We start from the raw sequence: 18,395 nt of genomic DNA on the forward strand, positions 1-18,395 counted from the left end.
CCCAGCCGTTCGGCGCTCCGAATGTTGTGGGACCTCGGCTCGACACCGCCCGACCGAAGGAGTGACGATGACGTCTGCGGACAGCGATGCCCTGTTCGAAGATCTGCTGTCCTCGGCAGCGCGGCTGTCCTTCGACGCCCGCGACCCGGCGATCTTCGCCGACGCCAAGCACGACGACCGCTCGCACGGCATGTCGCCGCGCTGGTCGCCGCTGTACGACACCGCGGCCTGGCGCGCGCTCCCGCCCGACCGGCAGGTTCTGGTGACCAGGGCCGAGGTGGCCCAGTTCCTCGGTGTCGCGATCTGGCTGGAGCTGCTGCTGCAGTCGGCGCTGCTGCGCAGGCACGTGAACGCCGACCCGGCGCGCCCGGACACCCGCTTCCTGCTGCACGAGTGCGCGGACGAGAACATGCACTCGCTGATGTTCGTGAACGCGGTGGCCGGGATCGGGGCGCGCTTCCACCGCAGGGACTTCTCCTTCACCGTCTTCGGCTGGCTGTTCCGCTACGTGGCCTGGCGCGAGGCGGTCTACGGGCTGGTGCTGGCGGGTGAGGAGATCTTCGACGTCATGCAGCGCGACTGGATGGCCGATGCCGAGGTGGCCGCCGCGGTGCGCCAGACCTCCTACATCCACGTGGTGGAGGAGTCGCGGCACATGCAGTTCGCGCGGCGCAATATCCGCGACCAGCTGGCCGGGCGCTCGCGGCTGCGGCGCCGGGTCTGCGCGCTGATCATCGCGATCGGCACCCACGTGATCGGGAAGAGCCTGATCAACCGGCGGGTCTACGAGGACCTCGGCCTGGATTGGGGGACCGTGAAGCGGGCGATCGACGGCAACGAGCACCACCGAATGATGTTCCGCCGGGCCGCCGAGCCGCTGATGGATTTCCTGAGCCGGGAGGAGCTGCTCGACCGCGGCTCCCGCTGGATCTACCGCAAGTCGAACCTGCTGTGAGGGAACCCGCGTGACCCATGTGATCCTCGGCCACTGCTGCAAGGACGCCTCGTGCGTCACGGTGTGCCCGCAGAACTGTATCCACCCCGCGCCGGGGGAGCCGGGTTTCGCGACCGCCTCGACCCTGCACATCGATCCGCGCACCTGCATCGACTGCACCGCCTGCGTGGAGGCCTGCCCGGCCTCGGCGATCAAGTCCGAGTTCGACCTGACCAGCACCGAGCTGCCCTTCGCGCGGATCAACGAGGAGTTCTTCCGGGGTAGGCCGCGCTCGCCGCGGGTGCCCGCGCCGCGCGGCACCGGCCACCGCGCGCTGCCCGCGCCGCTGCGGATCGCCGTGGTCGGCGCCGGTCCGGCCGCGCTCTACACCGTGCGGGAGCTGCTGCAGCGCTCCGGCTCGGCGCGGATCACGGTGTTCGAGAAGCACGAGGAGGTCGGCGGGTTGCTGCGCCGCGGCGTCTCGCACGCCGACAGCCGGGTGCGGGACATGATCGGGCTGTTCGGCAAGCCCTTCGGCGACGACCGGGTGACCGTGCTGCTCGGCACCGAGATCGGCGTCGACATCGCCGTGGACGAGCTGCGCCGGGAGTTCGACGCCACCGTGCTGGCCTGCGGCGCGACCCGCCCGCGCACCCTCGGCCACGACAACCACCGCCGGATCCCCGGCTTCCACCACGCCATCGACATCATCGCCGCCGACAATGCCGGGCTGCCCGCGCCCGCCGGGGCCGGTGACCTGGGGCCGGTGTGCCTGGTGGTGGGCGGCGGAAATGTCGCCATGGACCTGGTCCGGCACATCGTCACCAGGGACGCGGTGAACCCGGGCGGGCGTCCGGTCGAGCAGATCCTGGTGCTCTCCCGCACCGATCGGGTCGCCTTCACGCCCTCGGTCTTCCACAAGCTCACGCAGCTGCGCGATGTCGACCTCGCCAGGGACGGGGCCGGGCTGGCGCCGGGCGCGGTGGCGACCCCGTTCGTCCGCGATATCGGCGAGCTGCCCGCGGTCGACATCGCCGAGCCGCCCGCCCGCGGCCGCACCCGGGTGGTCTTCTCCTTCGGCAGCGAGGCGACCGGGCTGGAGATCGCCGACGGGCGCACACTGCGGGTCTCGACCAGCGCCGGGCGCACCTTCGGCGCGAACTCCGTGGTCAGCGCCGCCGGGTTCCAGGTGACGCCGATCCGCGGCGTCCCGCTGAGCGAGCGCGGCACGGTGGCGAACCGGGCGGGCCGGGTGGTGGATCCGGCGACCGGCGACGTGGTCCCCGGGCTCTACGTCACCGGGTGGGCCAAGCGCGGGCCGGTCGGCGGGGTGGGCGACAACCGGGTGTGCGCGGCGGAGACCGTCGCCGCGCTCGCCGACGATCACGCGGGGGCGCGCTCGGGGGAGCTGCTGCGGGTGTGAGCGCGCGCGGTCCAGGCGTCGCGGGCGGGGTGGTACTCGGCCAGCCCCGCCTCGGCGAAGGCCCGGAGCCAGCCGGTCATCGGCCAGCGGCCCCAGCGGCGGTGGAAGCGGGCGGCATTGGCGAGAATGTCGGCGAGGTGCTCCACCGGCGGGTCGGAGACCGGGTGGTGCTGGTGGTAGGCGTCGGCGCCGCCCGCCCAGTGCAGCGGTATCCCGGCCGCGGCGGCCTTGGCGCCGAAATCGGTGTCCTCGCCGCCGTAGCCGCGGTAGCCGGGGTGGAAGCCGCCGAGTGTTCGCCAGGTCTCGGCGGTCGAGGCGAAGGACAGGGACCAGAACAGGTCGTGGTCGCCGTCGCGCAGGACCGCCCCGGGGCCGGGGTCGGGGCGGACCGGGTGCGGGGACCGGTGGGCTTCGAGCCGCTCGAGGTCGTAGCCGCCCGGCGGTGGCGGGGGCAGGTAGGTGACCGGGCCGCACCACAGTGCTTGCTCGCCGGCGGCCGCCAGCTCGCGGTAGCGGGCCAGCGATTCCGGGCCGGGGACGCAGTCGACATCGAGGAAGATCAGGACCTCCGCCCCGGCCGCCAGCGCGGCCTTGGCGCCGAGGTTGCGCGCGGCGGCCAGGGGAAGCGGAGCGGTGCAATCGCATTCGACCACCCGCGCCGGGGTGCCGGTGAGCGCGGGGGCGACGGCGTGGTCGCCGAGGGAGACCACGATGTGATGATCGGGGCGCAGGGTGCCGAGTTCGATGCCGCGCAGTTGATTGCGCAGGTGCGGCAGGCGGTTGCCGCACAGCGTGATGACCGCCGTCGTCACGATGCCCGCCGTTCGCGCGCGCCGGTGAGCTCCTCGATCACCGCGGCGGCCCTGGCGGCGGCGCCGGTGGTGCGCCACGCGGTCCACCGGCGCGGGTCGAGCTCCGCGGCGCGCTCGAGCAGCCCCGGCCATGCGCCGGGCGCGGGCCATCGCGTGGCCACCACCGCGAGCCCGGCGGCGTCGAGCACGGCGGCGGTGGCGTGCTGCTCGCCGAAGGGGCGCGCGGCGGGAATCAGCACCGCCCGCGCCCCGGCCGCCGCGATATCGGCGACCGCGCCCTGCCCGCAGTGCGTGACCACGACCCCCGCCCCGCACAGCAGCGGCCACGGATCATCCACCCAGGCGCCCGGGCCGAGGTAGCGCCGGTTCCCGTGCCGCGCGGCCAGTTCCGCGACCTCCCGCGCGCCGAAGTCCGCACCGCCCGCGCCTGCCAGCACCAGCACATCGGGCGCCCGCGGATCCGGAACCCGCGCGCGCCCGGCGAAACGGCTGATCCCGCCGACGAAGCGGACATCGTTGCCGCGCAGGTAGGGCGGATCGTTCAGCTCGCCCGGCCAGGCCGCGATCACCCGGTCGGCGATGCGGTGCACCAGCCGGTGCGGGTCGTCGCCGCGCACGCCGGGCAGCACCATGGTCGCCACCGGGACCCCGTGCAGCCGGGCCAGGAGCGCGACCTCCACCGACACGTCGACGACCATGGCGGCGGGCCGCGCCGCGGCGATCCACGCCGCGATCGCCGCCATCCGGTCCGCGAGCCCGCGGTCCCCGCGCGGCACCCAGTGCAGCGCGCCGCCCGCGTCGGTGCCGGTGGGGTCGGCGCCCTCGTCGTCGCGGGGCAGGAGCACCGCGTCGGCGAATCCGGCGCCGGGGTCGGGCAGCGACGTCAGCACGGTCACCGGCTCCCCGAGTTCGGCGGTGACGGCGCGGGCCCGATGCAGGTGCCCGGAGCCGTGGTGGTGCACGTAGTAGCCGATCACGCGGCCGCCTCCGTGCCGCGGCCGATCAGCTGCGCGTAGCGGCGCAGGTAGGCATCGACCATCCCGGACTGCGCGCAGTGCGTCTCGGCGCGCCGCCTCGCCTCCGCCCGCGACAGCGCGGCGGCCCGGTCGACGGCGGCCGCCATGGCGGCGGTGTCGCCGGGTGCGACCAGGACGCCGGAGCCGGAATCGAGGATCTCCGGAATCCCGCCGCGGGCGAAGGCGACCACGGGCGTCCCGCAGGCCAGCGCCTCGGCCACCACCAGCCCGTACGGCTCGTCCCAGCAGGGGGTGACCAGCGCGGCCGCGCACGAGCCGACCAGCTCGGCGAGCGCCGCCTGGTGCAGGTGCCCGTGGTAGACGACCTCCGGCCCCAGCCGCGGCGCGACCGCGCGCGCGAAGTAGCCGCCGTCGCTGACCGGCCCGGCCAGGTGCAGCCTGCGCCCGGCCGCCGCCGCTGCTTCGATCGCCAGGTCCGTTCCCTTCTCCGGGGTGATCCGCCCGGTCCACACCAGGTCATGGCCGCCGGGGCCGACCGGCCAGCGGCGCGCGTCGACGCCGTTGCCGATCACCGGGATCTCGCCGAGCAGCGGCCGCCACGACAGCGCGGTGTGCGCGCTGACCGCGGCGAACGCCGACCCGCCCGCCCCGGCGACCCCGACCGCGGACTCCAGCCACGGCGTCGGCGGAGTGTGCAGGGTGGTCAGCATCGGCACCGCGACGCCTGCCGCCATCGCCACCGGCAGGTAGTGCAGGCTGTGGTTGTGCACCACGTCGAAATCCGCCGCGCCGGTGCGCTGGAGGCGCAGCATGAGGCTCAGGTAGGCGTGGTGGTCGGCCAGGAACGCCGGCGGGGCGGCCGAGGGGTCGGCGGCGGCGAGCGGGCTCGGGGTGAACGCCGGTTCGGTGACGGTCGCCGCGTCGAGCGCGGGGTCGCTGCCTGCCGCGGCGAAGAGCGTCACCGCGTGGCCGCGGGTGCGCAGCGCGCGGGCCAGGTGCCAGACGTGCGCCTCCAGCCCGCCCGCGAAGGGCTGGGCGATGGGGTGCCTGCTGGAGGCGATGAGCGCGACCCGCAGCCCGCTCACGACAGGGCCCGCTCGTAGAGCCGGCGGTGCGCGGCGGCCAGCGCGCGGCGCTCGCCGAGCCGCTCCGGCCAGGTCGCGCGGGGCGCCGGGGCGGCGTGCGCGGCGAGCACGGCGCGCCGCAGGGATCCCGCGTCCAGCCCGTCCGCGCCGAATCCGTAGGTGTGGCAGGGGCGCTGGTCGCCGTAGTGGCCGCAGTCCGGGGCGAGCACCGCGGTGCCGAGGTCGTAGCAGGCCTCCAGCCACCCCGAGTGCGTGCCGAAGCGGTAGGGCAGCACCGAGACCGAGAGCGACGACAGGTACTGCCACAGCTCGGCGTCGGAGAAGTACCCGTGCACCCGGACCTCGACCTGCGGCCGGTCCCGGAAGGCGAGCAGCGCGGCGCCGGTGCGTGGGTCGTACCAGTGGTTTCCCGGGTCGAAGAGCTCGTCGTGCAGGTTGATCCGCAGCACCGCGCCGGAGAGTTCGGCGACGACACCGGCGAGCACCTCCAGCACCGGCAGCGGATCCATATTGGCGCGCAGGCTCTTCACGTGCACCCCGACGCCGAACTGCCGCGTCGGCGGTCGCTCGCCCCGCACCAGCTCCGCCTCGACCACGTGCGGGTGCGGCAGCACGTGCGGCCGCCGCCCCCAGCGGCGCTCGATCTCGCGGGCGGCGCCGGGCGTGAGGGTGATGAGCACATCGGCGGCCTCGATCAGGACGTCGAGCTGGGCGAGGTGGTCGCCGGGGTCGGGGTGGTGCGGGTTGCGCAGGTCGTGCACGGTGTAGACCAGCGGTTTGCCGTGTGTCCGCAACCGCCGGGCAATTGCGTGCAGCGCGGCGGGCTCGACGCTGTCGAAGCCGAAATGGACGTGCATGAGGTCGAATTCGGCGTGGTGCGCGTCGATCCAGGCCGGGTCGAGCATGAGCGGCGGCCACCAGCCGCCCGGCACCGTGCGGCCGTCCGCGGGCGGCGGGTCGGGCAGCCGGAGCACGCCGTCGGCGTCGCCGGGGTCGCCCAGGTGCCGCACGTAAACGTGCGAGGCGGGCACCGACGCCACCCGGATCGGCGCAGGCGCGCCCGGCCGCCGCGGCGGCGCGAGCACGGCCTCGGTCATCGCTGCCCGCCAGGAGTTCGCACCATGCCGGGTCCGTCCTTTCGCCGCTGATCACAGGTGACGATGGGCTGCTACCCCCGGTGCGTACCGGCAAACTTTCGGCGGCGTCAGCCGACCCGCGACTGCGCGGCGATGGCGGTGCCCATCCAGCGGCGCAGATAGCCCCGCAGCTGCGCCTCGGTGCGCGGCGGATCGCCGGGCGAGACGAAGAAGGACTGCATGGTCCGCAGCACGTACTCCACGAGTTCGCGCAGCGCCTCCTCGTCGTACCCGTGCCGCTCCCAGTCCACGTCGAAGCGCCGGATCATGGTCATGCCGAAGGTGCGCGCCTGCTCGGAGGTGAGGCTGTCCGGGTCGCGCCCGGAGTAGGAGCTGGAGAGCAGCAGCCCGAGGTGCGGGGTGCGGCGCACCTCGACGAGGGTGAAGAGCACCCCCTCGGTCATCGCCTCGGCCGGGTCCTCCAGCCCCGCCACGTGTGCGGTCAGCCGGTCGAGGAAGCCGTCGACGGAGGCCATGGCGGCGGCGGTCATCAGCGCCTCGGCGGTGGGGAAGTAGCGGTAGACGGTCTGCCGGATCACCCCGAGCACCTCGGCGACCTGGGCGATCGTGATCGCCGCGCCGGTCGCGCCGATCAGCTCGACGGCGGCGGCGACGATACGGCGCTGCGCGTCCTCGTCGTCGGCCGGCGGACTGCCGCCCCATCCGCGTCTGCGCGCCACCGACCGGACATTACCAGCGCGAAAGCAATCATACAGCGATGCGCTTTTGTGTATGGTGACCCAAACGGCCCCGACGTATGAGGCGAGAGATGACCCAGTTGCAACCGCGGAAGATGGATTTCGGCTTCGACACCGCCGACGTCCCGTTCTGCTGGAACCCCGAGAACCCCGCGTGGTCGAGCATGACCAATGCCGTCTCGTTCCTGGCTGTCGGCTTCGAGAAGATGATCGTCAAGCTGATCATGCAGCTCAAGCCGGTGCTGACCGACCCGGAGGTGGCCGCGGAGGCGATCGCCTTCATGCGGCAGGAGGGCCACCACTCCACCGCGCACCGCCAGCACGTCAAGGCGCTGATCGCGCAGTACCCCGGGCTGCAGAACACCCTCGACGCGGTGATCGGCGAGTTCGACCTGCTCACCGAGGCGACCTCCACCGACTACCGGCTGGCCTACACCGCCGATCTGGAGGCCACCTTCACGCCGGTCTTCAAGCTCATGCTCGACCACGCCGACACCCTCTTCCGCCCCGGCGACGACCGGGTGGCCTCGCTCTTCCTCTGGCACTTCGTGGAGGAGGTCGAGCACCGGAGTTCGGCGCTCATCCTGTTCAACGCGCTGGTCGGCAACGAGCTGTACCGCATGCGGATGGCGCCCTCGATCTTCGCGCACGTCATGACGGTGATCCGGATCGCCTGCGCCGGATTCAATCAGCACATCCCGCTGGCACAGCGCAAGGTCGACGCGCTCTCCATGTTCGCCACCCACCGGGTGAAGCAGCGGGTGCTCGGCTCCGTCGCGCCCTACCTGACCAAGGGCCCCATGCCGCGCGCTTTCGACGGGCTGCCGCGCCGGGAGCAGCTCACCGCGCTGGCCGGGGTGTTCCGCAGCCAGCTGCCCGGGCACGATCCCGGCACGGAGAAGCTGCCGACGCTGGCGGGCGAGTGGTTCGCGCGCTACGACGCCGGCTACGACTGCACCCGCTGGTACACCGCCGAAACGCCGCTGGCGGTGCGGGGATGAGCGACCTCTGTGCCCCCACCTTCGCCGAACTCGCGGTGCGGCTCGGCTTCTCCTGCGACGAGGCGGGCGGGCTGATCGAGTTCCGCAACCCGGCCGCGCTGGAGAACTGGACGCTGCCGGTGCTCGAGGCGACCATCGTGCTCGGCTCGATCCTCGCCCTGGTCCACGCCATCGTGCGGCTGCGCCGCCACCGCGACCCGACCAACCTCGTGCTCTGGTTCGGCGCCACCGCCTACCTTTTCGTGATCGAGCCGCCGCTGTACTTCCCGGCGGCGTTCGGTATCGAGGAACACGTCGACACCATGTTCGCGCACAACGTCTTCACCGTGGACTTCCTGTGGGGGCGGCTACCGCTCTACATCGTCGCGATCTATCCGCTCATGGCGACGCTGGCCTTCGAGATCGTCCGTATGCTCGGGGTGTTCCGCCGGTACGGGGTGCTGGCGGGCGCTGTGTGCGTGGGCTTCGTGCACCACGCCTTCTACGAGATCTTCGACCACATCGGCCCCCAGCTGCGCTGGTGGGAGTGGTCGCTGGACAATCCCATCAACCAGCCCTTCTTCGCCGCGGTGCCGCTGCCGAGCGTGGTCGTCTTCGCCGCGCTCTGGCCGATGTCGCTGGCGCTGTGCGTGCAGTTCTTCGTCGGGCGGCAGGTGGATGCCGGGGTGGAGTTCACCGGCCTGCAACTGGTTCGGCGGACCGTGGTGATCGGACTGCTCGCCTCGGTCGGCACTTTCGTGTTGCCGTTGCCCGCCACCGTGATCGGGGTCGGCAGCGACACGGTTCGCGGAATCGTGTACGCGGCGGAACTGGTCGTGCTGGCGGTGGTGGCGGTGGTGCTGCTGTGCCGGCGGTGGTCGGAGCTGCGGGCCAACGCCTCGTCGCCGCGCGGTGATCGCAATGGGTTCGTGCAGTGCTATGCCGTCGTGTACCTGGTGGTGATGGGGGTGCTGTGGGTGACCGCGCTTCCGTTCTATTTCGGCGCGGAGGACGGCGTTACCGGCAAGGGTGATCCCATCGGCAGTCTCTGGTACACCATCGCCTGCTTCGGCATCGCGATCGCTTCGGTGCTCGCCACCGTCACGATCCCGCCGATCGCCGGGCCGAGTGCAGCGGTGGCGCCTGCCGAGGAGTCGGCCCCGGCCTAACGCCCCGGTGGTGCGGCCGGGTCCCGGGCCGAGGGGCCGCACCGCAACCCGCCTCGGCCCGCCCCGCCCCAGGTCACCGCCCGGCGAGCGCGTGCGTCACCAGCTCACCGAGAATCTCGATCCCGTCGGTGCTCAGCACCGACTCCGGATGGAACTGCACCGATGCGAATCCGGGCCCGCGCAGCGCGTGCACGGCCCCGCTCGCCCCGTCGACGCAACTGGCGACCCAGGGCGGCGGCACCGCGCCCACCGCGGTGAAGCTGTTGTAGAGCCCGACGGTCGTGCGCCGCCCGAAGAGGTCGATGGTGTGCTGGCTGCCCTGGTTCGGCGCGGCCAGCCGGACCAGCCGCAACCCGAGCCGCGCGGCCAGCAGCTGGTGGCTCAGGCAGATGGCGAGCAGCGGGCGGCTCTCGCGCAGCCGGTGTCGCAGCAGGGCGTCGATGCGCGCGATCCGCGGCTCGGCCGCATCGGTGGGGTCGCCGGGGCCGGGGCCCATGACGAGCAGGTCGGCGGGGTCGGAGTCGGGCTGGTCGCTCCAGCGCCGGATCCGGACGGTGAGCCCGAGGTGCCGCAGCTGGTGGCCGAGCATGGCCGACCACTCGTCCTCGCAGTCGACGATCGTCGCGGTGACCGGCTCGGCGCCGGTGCGCGGCGTGCAGGCGGGCTGGCGGTCGAGCCAGAACTGGGCGAGCGAGCCGTTGCGCGCGGCCAGCGCCTTGCGGATCTCGGCGTGCTCGTGCAGTGCGGTGCGCCCGGCGGCGGGCCGGTGCCCGCGCCGCACGCCGAGCGCCTGGAGCACGCCGGCGAGCTTGGCGTGCGTCTCGGCGACCTCGGTGGCGGGGTCGGAGGCGCGGACCAGCGTCGCGCCGACGGAGGCCTTCACGGTGCCGTCGGCGCCCAGCTCGACGGTGCGGATGAGGATCGGGGCATCCAGGGTCTGGCCGTGCTCGTCGCGGCCGAGCAGGGCGAGCACGCCGGAGTAGTAGCCGCGGCCGCCCTCCTCGTAGCGGTGGATGATCCGGGCGGCGTTCTCGATCGGGGAGCCGGTGACGGTGGGGGCGAACATGGTGGCGCGCAGGATGTCCCGGACATCGCGGGTGCTCGCGCCGCGCAGCAGGTACTCGGTGTGGGTGAGGTTGCCCATCTGCTTGAGGTACGGGCCGAGCACCTGGCCGCCGCGGTCGCAGACGGCGGCCATCATCTTGAGCTCCTCGTCGACGACCATGAACAGCTCGTCGGTCTCCTTGCGGTCGCCGAGGAATTCGAGCACGGCGCGCGGGTCGGGCGCGGCGCCGGGGTGGCGCAGGGTGCCGCTGATCGGGTTCATCAGCACCGTCCCCGCCTGCGCGGAGACGTGCCGCTCCGGGGTGGCGCCGACCAGCGCCAGCTCGGGGGTGACGAAGGCGAAGGTCCAGTAGGCGCCGACCTCGTGGCGCAGCAGCCGGCGCAGCAGCACCAGCGCGCTGCGCACGTGGTCGCCGCCGATCCGGCCCCGGAAGTCCCGGCGGATGACGAAGTTGGCGCCCGCGCCGTGCGCGATCTCGTCGGTCACGATCTGCTTGACGATCTGCGCGTAATCGCTGTCCGAGGTGGTGAATTCGCCGGCGCGCAGCCCGGGGCTGCCCGCGGGCAGCAGGTCGACGGCGTCGGCGACCGCGGCGGTGTCGCGCGCCTCGATCAGCAGGCAGGTGAGCGCGGCGCCGTCGTCGTGGCAGGCGAAGCCGCGCTCGCCGATCTGCCGGTACGGGATGGCGGCGAGCACGGCGGGGCCGTCCGCCGCCTCGGGCAGCGGGATGTCGCCGATGGCGGCGACCTCGCGCGCGCTGCCGGTCAGCACGTCCAGCGTGCTGCCGTCACGGCAGAGCAGCGCGAAGCAGTCGTGTTGCCCTTCGAGGACCTCGATCAACAGCTCGGACACCGGGAACCCTTTCGTATCGCCTGCCCGAACTCCGAACCCCTGCTCGCCAGAGGCGCGTCCCGACGGGAAGGCAGCCTCTGAGCGGAGCGATCGCACGCTGACGGGGCGCCTAGTGGCGCCACTGCCAGACGTGCCGGGTGATCATGATCGGAGACCCTACAACACCGTCCCGGGAATGTCCGACTGGAAACATTTCGCGTCGGGAGGTGGGCTCGGCCCCGGGGAGACCGCTCACCGGCCGGGCAGCAGTTCGACGTAACCGTCGGTGCCGTGCACGCGGATGCGCTGCCCGTCCCGGACGAGCGCGGTGGCGTGCTCGACCCCGACGACGGCGGGCAGGCCGTACTCGCGGGCGATGACGGCGCCGTGCGTCATGAGCCCGCCCGCCTCGGTCACCAGCCCGGCGATGGCGACGAAGAGCGGGGTCCAGCTCGGGTCGGTGTAGGCGGTGACCAGGATGTCGCCCGGCTGCAGGTCGGCGTGCGCGATATCGGTGACGACGCGGGCGCGGCCCTCGACCGTCCCGGCGGAGACCGGGGTGCCGGGCAGCGCGCCCGCGGGCAGGTCGGTGCGGCGGTAGGCGCCGGTCAGCACCTCGCCGTCGGAGGTGAGGACCCGCGGCGGGGTGAGCGCCTGGTGCGCGCGGAACGCGGTCCGGCGGGCGGCGATCAGCTCCGCGTCGGCGCGGTGGCAGGCGGCTACCGCGCGGAGTTCGTCGAAGCGCAGGTAGTCGATGTCGTCGGCGGCCCGCAGCACCCCGGCCGCCACGAGCCGGTCCGCTTCGCGCAGCAGTGCCTGCTTGTACACGAAGTAGCGGCAGACCATGCCGTACTTCGGGTACTCGCGATAGCCGGAGAAGGTGCGGACCCGGTCGATCATCCGCTCGGTCTCGGCGGCCTTCGCGGCACCGTCCGGGAGCGCCCGCACCTCCCGCAGGATGCGCTGCCCGGCCTGCTCGGCGGCGTGCAGGCCGTCGGCGAACTGCCGGGCGCCCGCCCCGGCCTCGAACCCGGCGACATTGCCGAGGATGGCGGGCAGCAACGTGGCGGGGCGCTCGCTCCAGCGCGGGCGGGTGATGTCGATCTCGCCCGCGCAGCGCATGCCGTACCGCTCGAGGAAGCCCTCGAGCGCTGCCCGTGCCTGCTCCCCGCCGGGCAGGCCGGGCAGCCGGTCGGCGAATTCCTCGGTCGCGACCCGCTGCTCGCCGGCGGCGAGCCGGTCCGGGAAGCCCGCCTGCGCGCGGTGTTCGATCTGCCGCAGGTAGGCGATGACCTCGGGGTGCGGGCGGATGGCGTCGGCGACGTCGAGCAGCGCGAGCCCCATCTCCGAGGTGATATTGCCGGGGACCGAGCGGGTGAGCGCGTCGGCGGCGTTCTTCTCGCCCAGCCACTCCAGGAGCCGGTCGTTGAGCCACTCGGAGGCCTGCATGGCGGCGGTGATCAACGCGAGGCCGCGCGGGTCGAACAGCACCCGGCGCAGCTCCTGGATATCGGCGCGGATGAAGTCGAGCAGCGCGGCCCCGGTGTGGCCCTCGATCTCGCGCTTCAGCACCGCCAGTGATGCCTCGCTCTCCGCGATGAGTTCGCCGACGGTCGCGGGGTCGAGTTCGGCCGGTGCGGGCACGGTGCCCGGCACCGGACGATCCGGCTCGGCCGCCTCGGCGACGTAGCCGCCGCGCTCCACCAGGGTGCGCAGGGCGTCGCCGAGCAGCGGATCGGACTTGCCGAGCGCCGCCACCAGCGCGGCGCGGGAGCCGGGCGCGGCGAGCACCGGGGTGACATCGACGAAGAGCCGCCCGCCCGCGTCCCGCATGGGCGCGCCGCTGGTGAGCTGCCACAGCGAGATGCCGAGCGGCTTCATGGCATCGGTCATCATCTGCTGGTGGCCCACCGAGACGTAGACGCGGGTGCCGCCGTCCGCCGCTTCGGGAATGGGGAAGAGCGTGGTGATCGGCCTGCTCTGCACGATGCGGACGCCGTCGTCGGCCAGGCACCACTCGATGTCCTGCGGGCTGCCGAAGTGCGCCTCGATCCGGCGGCCGAGCCGCGCGAGCTCGAGCACCTCGGCATCGGTCAGCACCGGGTCGTCGCGATGCTCGGGCGCGATCTCGCGCACCCGGGTGCCCCCGGCCGGTGCCGCCTCCATCGCGAGCTGCTTGGACGCGATGGCCCGCTCGACGATCGCGCCACCGCGCACCCGGAGGTTGTCGGCGTTCACCAGCCCCGAGACCAGCGCCTCGCCGAGCCCGAAGACAGCGTCGATCGAGGTCACCGTGCGGTCCGAGGTCACCGGATCGGCGGTGACCAGCACCCCCGCGGCACGCGGGAAGATCATGGCCTGCACCACCACCGCCATCCGGATCCCGCTGTGCCCGAACCCGTTCCGCTGCCGGTAGGCCACGGCCCGCTCGGTGAAGAGCGAACCCCAGCAGCGGCGCACGTGCTCGAGCACCTCGTCGGCGCCGGAGATGTTCAGGTAGCTGTCCTGCTGCCCGGCGAAGGACGCCGTCGGCAGATCCTCCGCCGTCGCGCTGGAGCGCACCGCGTAGGCGCCCTCCGCGCCGAGCCGGGCGTGCGCGGCCACGATCTCCGCCGCCACCTCGCCCGGGATCTCCAGCTCCTCGATCGCGGTGCGCACCCGCGCGCTGAGCACCCGGCCCGCCTCCCGGTCGCCGGGCTCGAGCCGGGACAGCTCGTCGAACAGCTCCTCCAGCTCGGGCGCGCCCGCCACCGCCGCGGTGTAGGCCGCCGTGGTCACGCAGAACCCGTCCGGCACCCGCACCCCGTCGACGCGCGACAGCTCGCCGAGGTTCGCGCCCTTGCCGCCGACGATCGCGACCTGGGTCCGGTCGATCTCCGCGAAGCCGAGCACATAGGCCATTCGCCACTCCTCACCTGGGGTTTCTCCTACGACGGGAGCGAGTATGGACCACAGATCGGCGGCTCATGAGCGCGCGAAATCGGGTATACAGTGAAAGGGGGATGGGGGATCAGACCGCGATGGGCTCCCACTGCGGAATGCGCCCGGTCGTGGCCAGAATCCGATTAAGCGTCGGTGCGGAGTCCGGGATCGGCACCGGTCGCGCTCACCTGCTCGAGCAGGAGGGCGAGCACGTCGTCGTCCCAGCCCGCGCCGGCGAGCCCGGGCGCCCGGTACAGCAGGTGGTTCGGCCGAGCACGTCGGGGTGAGCCCCAAGTGGGTGCTGCGCCGCTACCGGGTGCGCGAACTCGCCCGGCGGCTCGAGCGGGGCGCCGAGATCGACTGGCCACTGCTCGCCGCCGACCTCGGCTACGCCGACCAGGCGCACTTCGTCCGCGACTGCACCCGCATGCTGGGCGAGCCCCCGACCCGCTTCGCCGCCCGCTATCGAGACCGTCCGGAACGTTCCCCGGCGGCCCGATAGACCCGATATGCTCGGTGGGCGAACAACTTCCGCCGCTGGCCCGTCGATGCCGACGCCGGCGGTGAGCAAGAACCGAATGCTCGACGGGGGAGGGCTCGAACCATGAACATTCGACGACTGGGCGCGGGAATCGCGGCAGCGCTGGGGATCGGGGTGCTCGGCGGGGCGACAGCCGTTCCGGCGCAGGCGGATCCGCTCCCGCAGTGGGCGCCGATCGGCACCACGCTTTACACCTTCGGTGACGCGAACTTCTGCGCCGGAGCGATTTCCGTGGATCTCGAGGCCGCGCCGAAGAAGCCGGGGTTCGTGCGGGCGCGGGTGACGCCGCAGGGGTACCTGAGCGGGCCGTGCGGCAACCGCGTCATGATCGGCTGGGTCGGCTCGGCGGGCTTCCGGCACCAGGACGTGTACGTGCGCACCGGCGCGGTGCGCGGCGAGACCGTGACCGTCGACCTGTGGGTGGGGATGGGCCCGGCCAAGATCATGTCGAGCAGCTGGCCGATCCAGGGGCCGTTCGCCGAGTGGTACCTCTACGTTCCGTAGCCCCCGGTTCAGGAGAGGTCGTCGAAGCGGACGCCCGCGGCCACCGCGGTGACGTGCAGCCCGTCGGCGGCGGCGCGGATGGCGGTGATCCGCGCGCCGAGCGGCAGGTCCTGCAGCGGAATGGTGAAGGCCAGGCCGCGGCTCACCACCGAGAGCGGCAGCGCGGGGCCGCCGACGGCGGACTGCACCGAGATCGGGGTGAGCTCGATCCCGTCGTCGGCGGGCGCCATGGCGAAGACGATGGTCGCCGGGACGGGGAAGGGGAGCCCGTCCACCGGGAAGGTGCCGGTGACGCGCAGCCCGTCCGGGCTGTCGGAGAGTTCCCGGACGCCGTCGTCGGCGAAGCGGCGGACGGTGTCGTAGGGGAGCACTGCCTCGGCCGTCGCCCCGGCCGCGACCAGGGTCGAGGTATTGCCCGCGACCAGGTCGGCGAGCGGGGCGGTGACGTCGGTGAGGGTGAGCCGCAGGTCGCGCACGGTGACCTCCTGGTCGCTCCACTCGTCGGCCCGGATGTCGATGGTCTCGTACCGGCCGTCGGCGGCCTGGGTGAGGAACGGGAAGCCGCCGATATCCACCGCCGGGTCGCGGTCGAGCGCGTACTCGGCGGCGATCCGGCGCCCGATCTCGTTCTGCGCCAGCACCACCGCGATCCGGTCGCCCGCGATCAGCCCGATCGCCGCGACCACGATCAGTATCACCAGCGCGCGCATGCGCTCACCTGCTCGGCCATCGCACCATCATCGCGGCTGCGGGCCTGCGGTGCGAACCATTGCCCGCTATCGGCCGCGGATCAGGGCGCGTCCAGCACGCCCGCGGGCACGCCGTAGGGCAGGAACCGCACCCGGCGGCGGTCGTCGGTGTTGTCGCGGTGCGCGCGCAGCGCCTCCAGCTCGCTGGGGAAGACCTGGTCGACCCGGGCCGTGCCGTCCTCGTCCACGGTGTAGATCACCCAGACGCCGCTGCCGGTCGCGCCGGCGGTCTCGCCCTCCGGCTGCGGTGCGGTGCGCGGCTTCTCCGGCTGCGGCGCGAACTGGCCGAGCAGCGCCGCCAGCGAGCCGATGCTCGCGCCGTCGACCCGCTCCAGGTACCCGCCCGCCTTGCCGATCAGGTCGCGCAGCTCGATTCCCGCCTCGCGCAGCGCGCGCTCGATGTCTTCCGGGTCGAGGCCGAAGGGGCCGTTGGTTGCCATCGCATGTGCTCCTGGGGACGAGACGATTCACTCCGTCCCCCGAGTGTCCTCGCGAAATCCCGATCCCGCCACGTCGGTCTCCGCGACGGTGCGGGTGACGGACTCGTCCTCGCGAAAGACGAACCGGTCGATGCGCGGCTGGTTGCCGATCACCTCGGCCGCGGCCGCGGGGTCGACCAGCGGGCCGACGAAGGCGTAGTAGGTCCACTCCCGCCCGCTGCCGTCCCGCCGCGGGGCGCGGCCGTGCCGCAGCTCGCGCACCCGCCGCCACAGCCCGGTCCCGGCGGGATCGGCCACCACATCCCCGAGACCGACCTCGGTCACCGCCACCGATTCGGTCCGCATGTGCTGATTCTGGCAGCCGCGCCGCGCGCCGTCGCGCCGGAAACGGCTGCGGCTCACGGTGGCCGGACTCACACTCGCGCGAGCGCCCCGGCCACGGCGCCGTCGCTCGGCGCGTGCAGCACCGTGGAGCCTGCTGTGCCGGGCGGGGCCGTGCGCGGCGGGGGCTCCCCGTGCCCGTGGTGCGTGCCCCGGCCGCTCGTACGGTCGCCGGCCATATACGCCCTAGGGGTACGCCTGAAGGCCGCCGTGGGCGGCTGCCGCACCTGGGCTACCGTGAACCGCGCCGACCACGCATTCCACCGAACTCCGCACCGGGGCCGGGTGAGCACGCGAGGATCAGCACAACCGCGGTGGTTCGCCCCGCGGGGTTTCGTCGCGGCGCAGTGGTTATCCCGCGACGGGGGAGCGCGCACGGGAGGTTCTGCACATGGGCGAGACGTGGTTCGGCCACTACCGCCTCGATCGGCTGCTCGGCAGCGGCGGCTCGGGCCGGGTCTGGCTGGCCCACGACACCGCCACCGCCCGGGACGTGGCGCTCAAGGTGCTCGCCGCCGACCTGGCCGCCGACCCCGGCTTCCGGCGCCGCTTCACCAGGGAGGCCAGGCTCGCCGCCCAGCTGCGCGGCCCGCACACCGTCGCCATCCACGCCTTCGGCGAGCTCGACGGGCTGCTCTACCTGGACATGGAGCTCATCGACGGCATCGACGGCGCCGCCCTGCTGCGCCGCGAGGGCCGGCTCGCGCCCGGCCGCGCCACCGGCATCGTGGCGCAGGCGGGCGCCGCGCTGGCGGCGGCGCACCGGATCGGGCTCGTGCACCGCGACGTGAAGCCGTCCAACCTCATGGTGACGCCGCGCGAGTTCGTCCACCTCATCGACTTCGGCACCGCCACTCGCGACGGCCAGCCCGCCATCACCGCCACCGGCAACCTGGTCGGCACCCTCGGCTACGTGGCCCCCGAGCGCTTCTCCGGCGCCGCCGACGCCCGCTCGGACCAGTACTCGCTGGCCTGCGTGCTCTTCGAACTCCTCACCGGCCGCAGGCCCTTCGGCGACGGCGACTCCCCGCAGCAGGTGCTCGCCCACCTCATGACCGCCCCGCCCGCCGCGAGCACGCTGAACCCCGCGGTGCCGCGCGAACTGGACGCGGTGATCGCCCGCGGCATGGCGAAGGAGCCGGGGGAGCGCTTCGCGGACGTGGAGCTGTTCGCCGCCGCTGCCCGCGCCGCCGTCGGCGGCCGCGACATCGTGACCGCCGACCTCGCGCCCGCGACCGTTCCCGGTCCCAGCTATCGGCACCTCGCGCCGATCACTCGCCCCGAAACCCCGGCGCCGGGCGGCAATCGACCCCGGATCGCCGCGACCGCGCTGGCCGCGCTCGCCGCCGTGATCGGCGGCGCGCTCTACCTGAACCGCCCGGTCGCCGTCGGCATCATCGACGGCGCCCCGACCACCCCGCCCGCCGCCACCACCCTGCCCGCCGCCAGCGCCAAGGCCGCGCCCCCGCGCAGCGCGGCACCGATCGCGGCCACCCCCGCCCCCTGCCCGGATTGCGGCACCGAAACGGCTGGACCCCCGCCGCCCGCAGCCGGACCCGAGCCGATCCCCGCACCGCCGGCTGCCGCACCGCAGCCGATCACCCCGCCCCCCGAGCCGCGCCCCGGCAACAACGGCAACGGCAACTCCGGCAATGGAAACGGGCCGGGCGGCAACAACGGCAATGGCAAAACCAAGCCACCCAAGCCGGACAAGTAACGTCCCGGCTCCCTGGTTACCCCCTCGCCG

The 18,395-nt window shown here is 73.5% G+C and carries 17 protein-coding genes; 7 read left to right on the forward strand and 10 right to left on the reverse strand.

Annotated elements, in window-relative coordinates:
• The first annotated feature begins 67 nt into the window (after window positions 1–67).
• A complete protein-coding gene (locus NH2_RS08710) occupies window positions 68–955 on the forward strand; it encodes an AurF N-oxygenase family protein (protein ID WP_067650930.1) in 888 nt (295 codons plus the stop codon).
• Between the two features lie 10 nt (window positions 956–965).
• On the forward strand, window positions 966–2,357 hold the full coding sequence (locus tag NH2_RS08715; RefSeq protein WP_067650932.1) for an FAD-dependent oxidoreductase: 1,392 nt from the start codon (window positions 966–968) through the stop codon (window positions 2,355–2,357).
• Here NH2_RS08715 and NH2_RS08720 read toward each other — a convergent pair.
• The 5 genes from NH2_RS08720 to NH2_RS08740 all read right to left on the reverse strand — a co-directional run bounded on the left by NH2_RS08720 (window position 2,318) and on the right by NH2_RS08740 (window position 7,047).
• Window positions 2,318–3,169 (reverse strand): glycosyltransferase family 2 protein, encoded by an 852-nt coding sequence (locus tag NH2_RS08720; protein ID WP_084505344.1) that lies wholly within the window; start codon window positions 3,167–3,169, stop codon window positions 2,318–2,320. The genes NH2_RS08715 and NH2_RS08720 overlap by 40 nt on opposite strands.
• A complete protein-coding gene (locus NH2_RS08725) occupies window positions 3,166–4,146 on the reverse strand; it encodes a hypothetical protein (protein WP_067650935.1) in 981 nt (326 codons plus the stop codon). The genes NH2_RS08720 and NH2_RS08725 overlap by 4 nt, the downstream gene beginning before the upstream one ends.
• On the reverse strand, window positions 4,143–5,231 hold the full coding sequence (locus tag NH2_RS08730; RefSeq protein ID WP_067650938.1) for a glycosyltransferase: 1,089 nt from the start codon (window positions 5,229–5,231) through the stop codon (window positions 4,143–4,145). The genes NH2_RS08725 and NH2_RS08730 overlap by 4 nt, the downstream gene beginning before the upstream one ends.
• Complete coding sequence (locus NH2_RS08735) at window positions 5,228–6,328, reverse strand: glycosyltransferase (RefSeq protein ID WP_084505345.1); 1,101 nt, start codon at window positions 6,326–6,328, stop codon at window positions 5,228–5,230. The genes NH2_RS08730 and NH2_RS08735 overlap by 4 nt, the downstream gene beginning before the upstream one ends.
• A gap of 107 nt (window positions 6,329–6,435) precedes the next feature.
• Entirely contained in the window at window positions 6,436–7,047 is a 612-nt protein-coding gene (locus NH2_RS08740; protein ID WP_067650941.1) for a TetR/AcrR family transcriptional regulator, read from the reverse strand.
• 89 nt (window positions 7,048–7,136) lie between these two features.
• Here NH2_RS08740 and NH2_RS08745 point away from each other — a divergent pair, with 89 nt between their 5' ends.
• Window positions 7,137–8,066, forward strand: coding sequence for a metal-dependent hydrolase (locus NH2_RS08745; protein WP_067650944.1), 930 nt, complete (start codon window positions 7,137–7,139; stop codon window positions 8,064–8,066).
• Window positions 8,063–9,214 carry a DUF7802 domain-containing protein gene (locus NH2_RS08750; protein ID WP_067650947.1) on the forward strand — a complete coding sequence of 384 codons (1,152 nt, stop codon included), beginning with the start codon at window positions 8,063–8,065 and terminating at the stop codon, window positions 9,212–9,214. Before NH2_RS08745 ends, NH2_RS08750 begins: the two co-directional genes overlap by 4 nt.
• Before the next feature lie 73 nt (window positions 9,215–9,287).
• Here NH2_RS08750 and NH2_RS08755 read toward each other — a convergent pair whose 3' ends face one another.
• Both NH2_RS08755 and rph read right to left on the reverse strand, forming a co-directional pair.
• Window positions 9,288–11,132, reverse strand: a complete 1,845-nt coding sequence (locus NH2_RS08755) for an anthranilate synthase family protein (RefSeq protein ID WP_067650950.1) — start codon at window positions 11,130–11,132, stop codon at window positions 9,288–9,290.
• A gap of 231 nt (window positions 11,133–11,363) precedes the next feature.
• Entirely contained in the window at window positions 11,364–14,012 is a 2,649-nt protein-coding gene (rph, locus tag NH2_RS08760) for a rifamycin-inactivating phosphotransferase (protein ID WP_067650953.1), read from the reverse strand.
• 304 nt (window positions 14,013–14,316) lie between these two features.
• Between rph and NH2_RS29670 the strand changes: the two genes are divergently transcribed.
• Together NH2_RS29670 and NH2_RS08775 are read left to right on the forward strand one after the other, a co-directional pair.
• Window positions 14,317–14,535 (forward strand): helix-turn-helix domain-containing protein, encoded by a 219-nt coding sequence (locus tag NH2_RS29670; RefSeq protein WP_067650959.1) that lies wholly within the window; start codon window positions 14,317–14,319, stop codon window positions 14,533–14,535.
• A gap of 102 nt (window positions 14,536–14,637) precedes the next feature.
• Window positions 14,638–15,078, forward strand: a complete 441-nt coding sequence (locus NH2_RS08775; RefSeq protein WP_067650962.1) for an SRPBCC family protein — start codon at window positions 14,638–14,640, stop codon at window positions 15,076–15,078.
• A gap of 8 nt (window positions 15,079–15,086) precedes the next feature.
• Here the strand turns inward: NH2_RS08775 and NH2_RS08780 are convergent, their stop codons facing one another.
• From NH2_RS08780 to NH2_RS08790, 3 genes are all read right to left on the reverse strand, one after another.
• Window positions 15,087–15,788 (reverse strand): LmeA family phospholipid-binding protein, encoded by a 702-nt coding sequence (locus NH2_RS08780; RefSeq protein ID WP_067650966.1) that lies wholly within the window; start codon window positions 15,786–15,788, stop codon window positions 15,087–15,089.
• Window positions 15,789–15,868: 80 nt separating this feature from the next.
• On the reverse strand, window positions 15,869–16,267 hold the full coding sequence (locus NH2_RS08785) for an Rv0313 family protein (RefSeq protein WP_067650969.1): 399 nt from the start codon (window positions 16,265–16,267) through the stop codon (window positions 15,869–15,871).
• A gap of 27 nt (window positions 16,268–16,294) precedes the next feature.
• On the reverse strand, window positions 16,295–16,612 hold the full coding sequence (locus NH2_RS08790; RefSeq protein ID WP_157103664.1) for a hypothetical protein: 318 nt from the start codon (window positions 16,610–16,612) through the stop codon (window positions 16,295–16,297).
• 427 nt (window positions 16,613–17,039) lie between these two features.
• On the opposite strand from NH2_RS08790, the gene NH2_RS08795 reads away from it, so the two are divergent.
• The gene (locus NH2_RS08795; protein ID WP_067650975.1) at window positions 17,040–18,365 is read left to right on the forward strand and encodes a serine/threonine-protein kinase; all 1,326 of its coding nucleotides are present in this window, start codon (window positions 17,040–17,042) and stop codon (window positions 18,363–18,365) included.
• Window positions 18,366–18,395 lie beyond the last annotated feature (30 nt).

Source organism: Nocardia harenae NBRC 108248, from assembly GCF_001612885.1.
GTDB classification, from domain to species: Bacteria; Actinomycetota; Actinomycetes; order Mycobacteriales; family Mycobacteriaceae; genus Nocardia; species Nocardia harenae.

Bases quoted from the DNA above. Each gene is read 5' to 3' on its own strand.
- NH2_RS08735 (WP_084505345.1), bottom strand. From the start codon at position 6,328: ATGACCGAGGCCGTGCTCGCGCCGCCGCGGCGGCCGGGCGCGCCTGCG.
- NH2_RS08745 (WP_067650944.1), top strand. From the start codon at position 7,137: ATGACCCAGTTGCAACCGCGGAAGATGGATTTCGGCTTCGACACCGCC.
- NH2_RS08795 (WP_067650975.1), top strand. From the start codon at position 17,040: ATGGGCGAGACGTGGTTCGGCCACTACCGCCTCGATCGGCTGCTCGGC.
- rph (WP_067650953.1), bottom strand. From the start codon at position 14,012: ATGGCCTATGTGCTCGGCTTCGCGGAGATCGACCGGACCCAGGTCGCG.
- NH2_RS08785 (WP_067650969.1), bottom strand. From the start codon at position 16,267: ATGGCAACCAACGGCCCCTTCGGCCTCGACCCGGAAGACATCGAGCGC.
- NH2_RS08710 (WP_067650930.1), top strand. From the start codon at position 68: ATGACGTCTGCGGACAGCGATGCCCTGTTCGAAGATCTGCTGTCCTCG.
- NH2_RS08790 (WP_157103664.1), bottom strand. From the start codon at position 16,612: ATGCGGACCGAATCGGTGGCGGTGACCGAGGTCGGTCTCGGGGATGTG.
- NH2_RS08775 (WP_067650962.1), top strand. From the start codon at position 14,638: ATGAACATTCGACGACTGGGCGCGGGAATCGCGGCAGCGCTGGGGATC.
- NH2_RS08750 (WP_067650947.1), top strand. From the start codon at position 8,063: ATGAGCGACCTCTGTGCCCCCACCTTCGCCGAACTCGCGGTGCGGCTC.
- NH2_RS08780 (WP_067650966.1), bottom strand. From the start codon at position 15,788: ATGCGCGCGCTGGTGATACTGATCGTGGTCGCGGCGATCGGGCTGATC.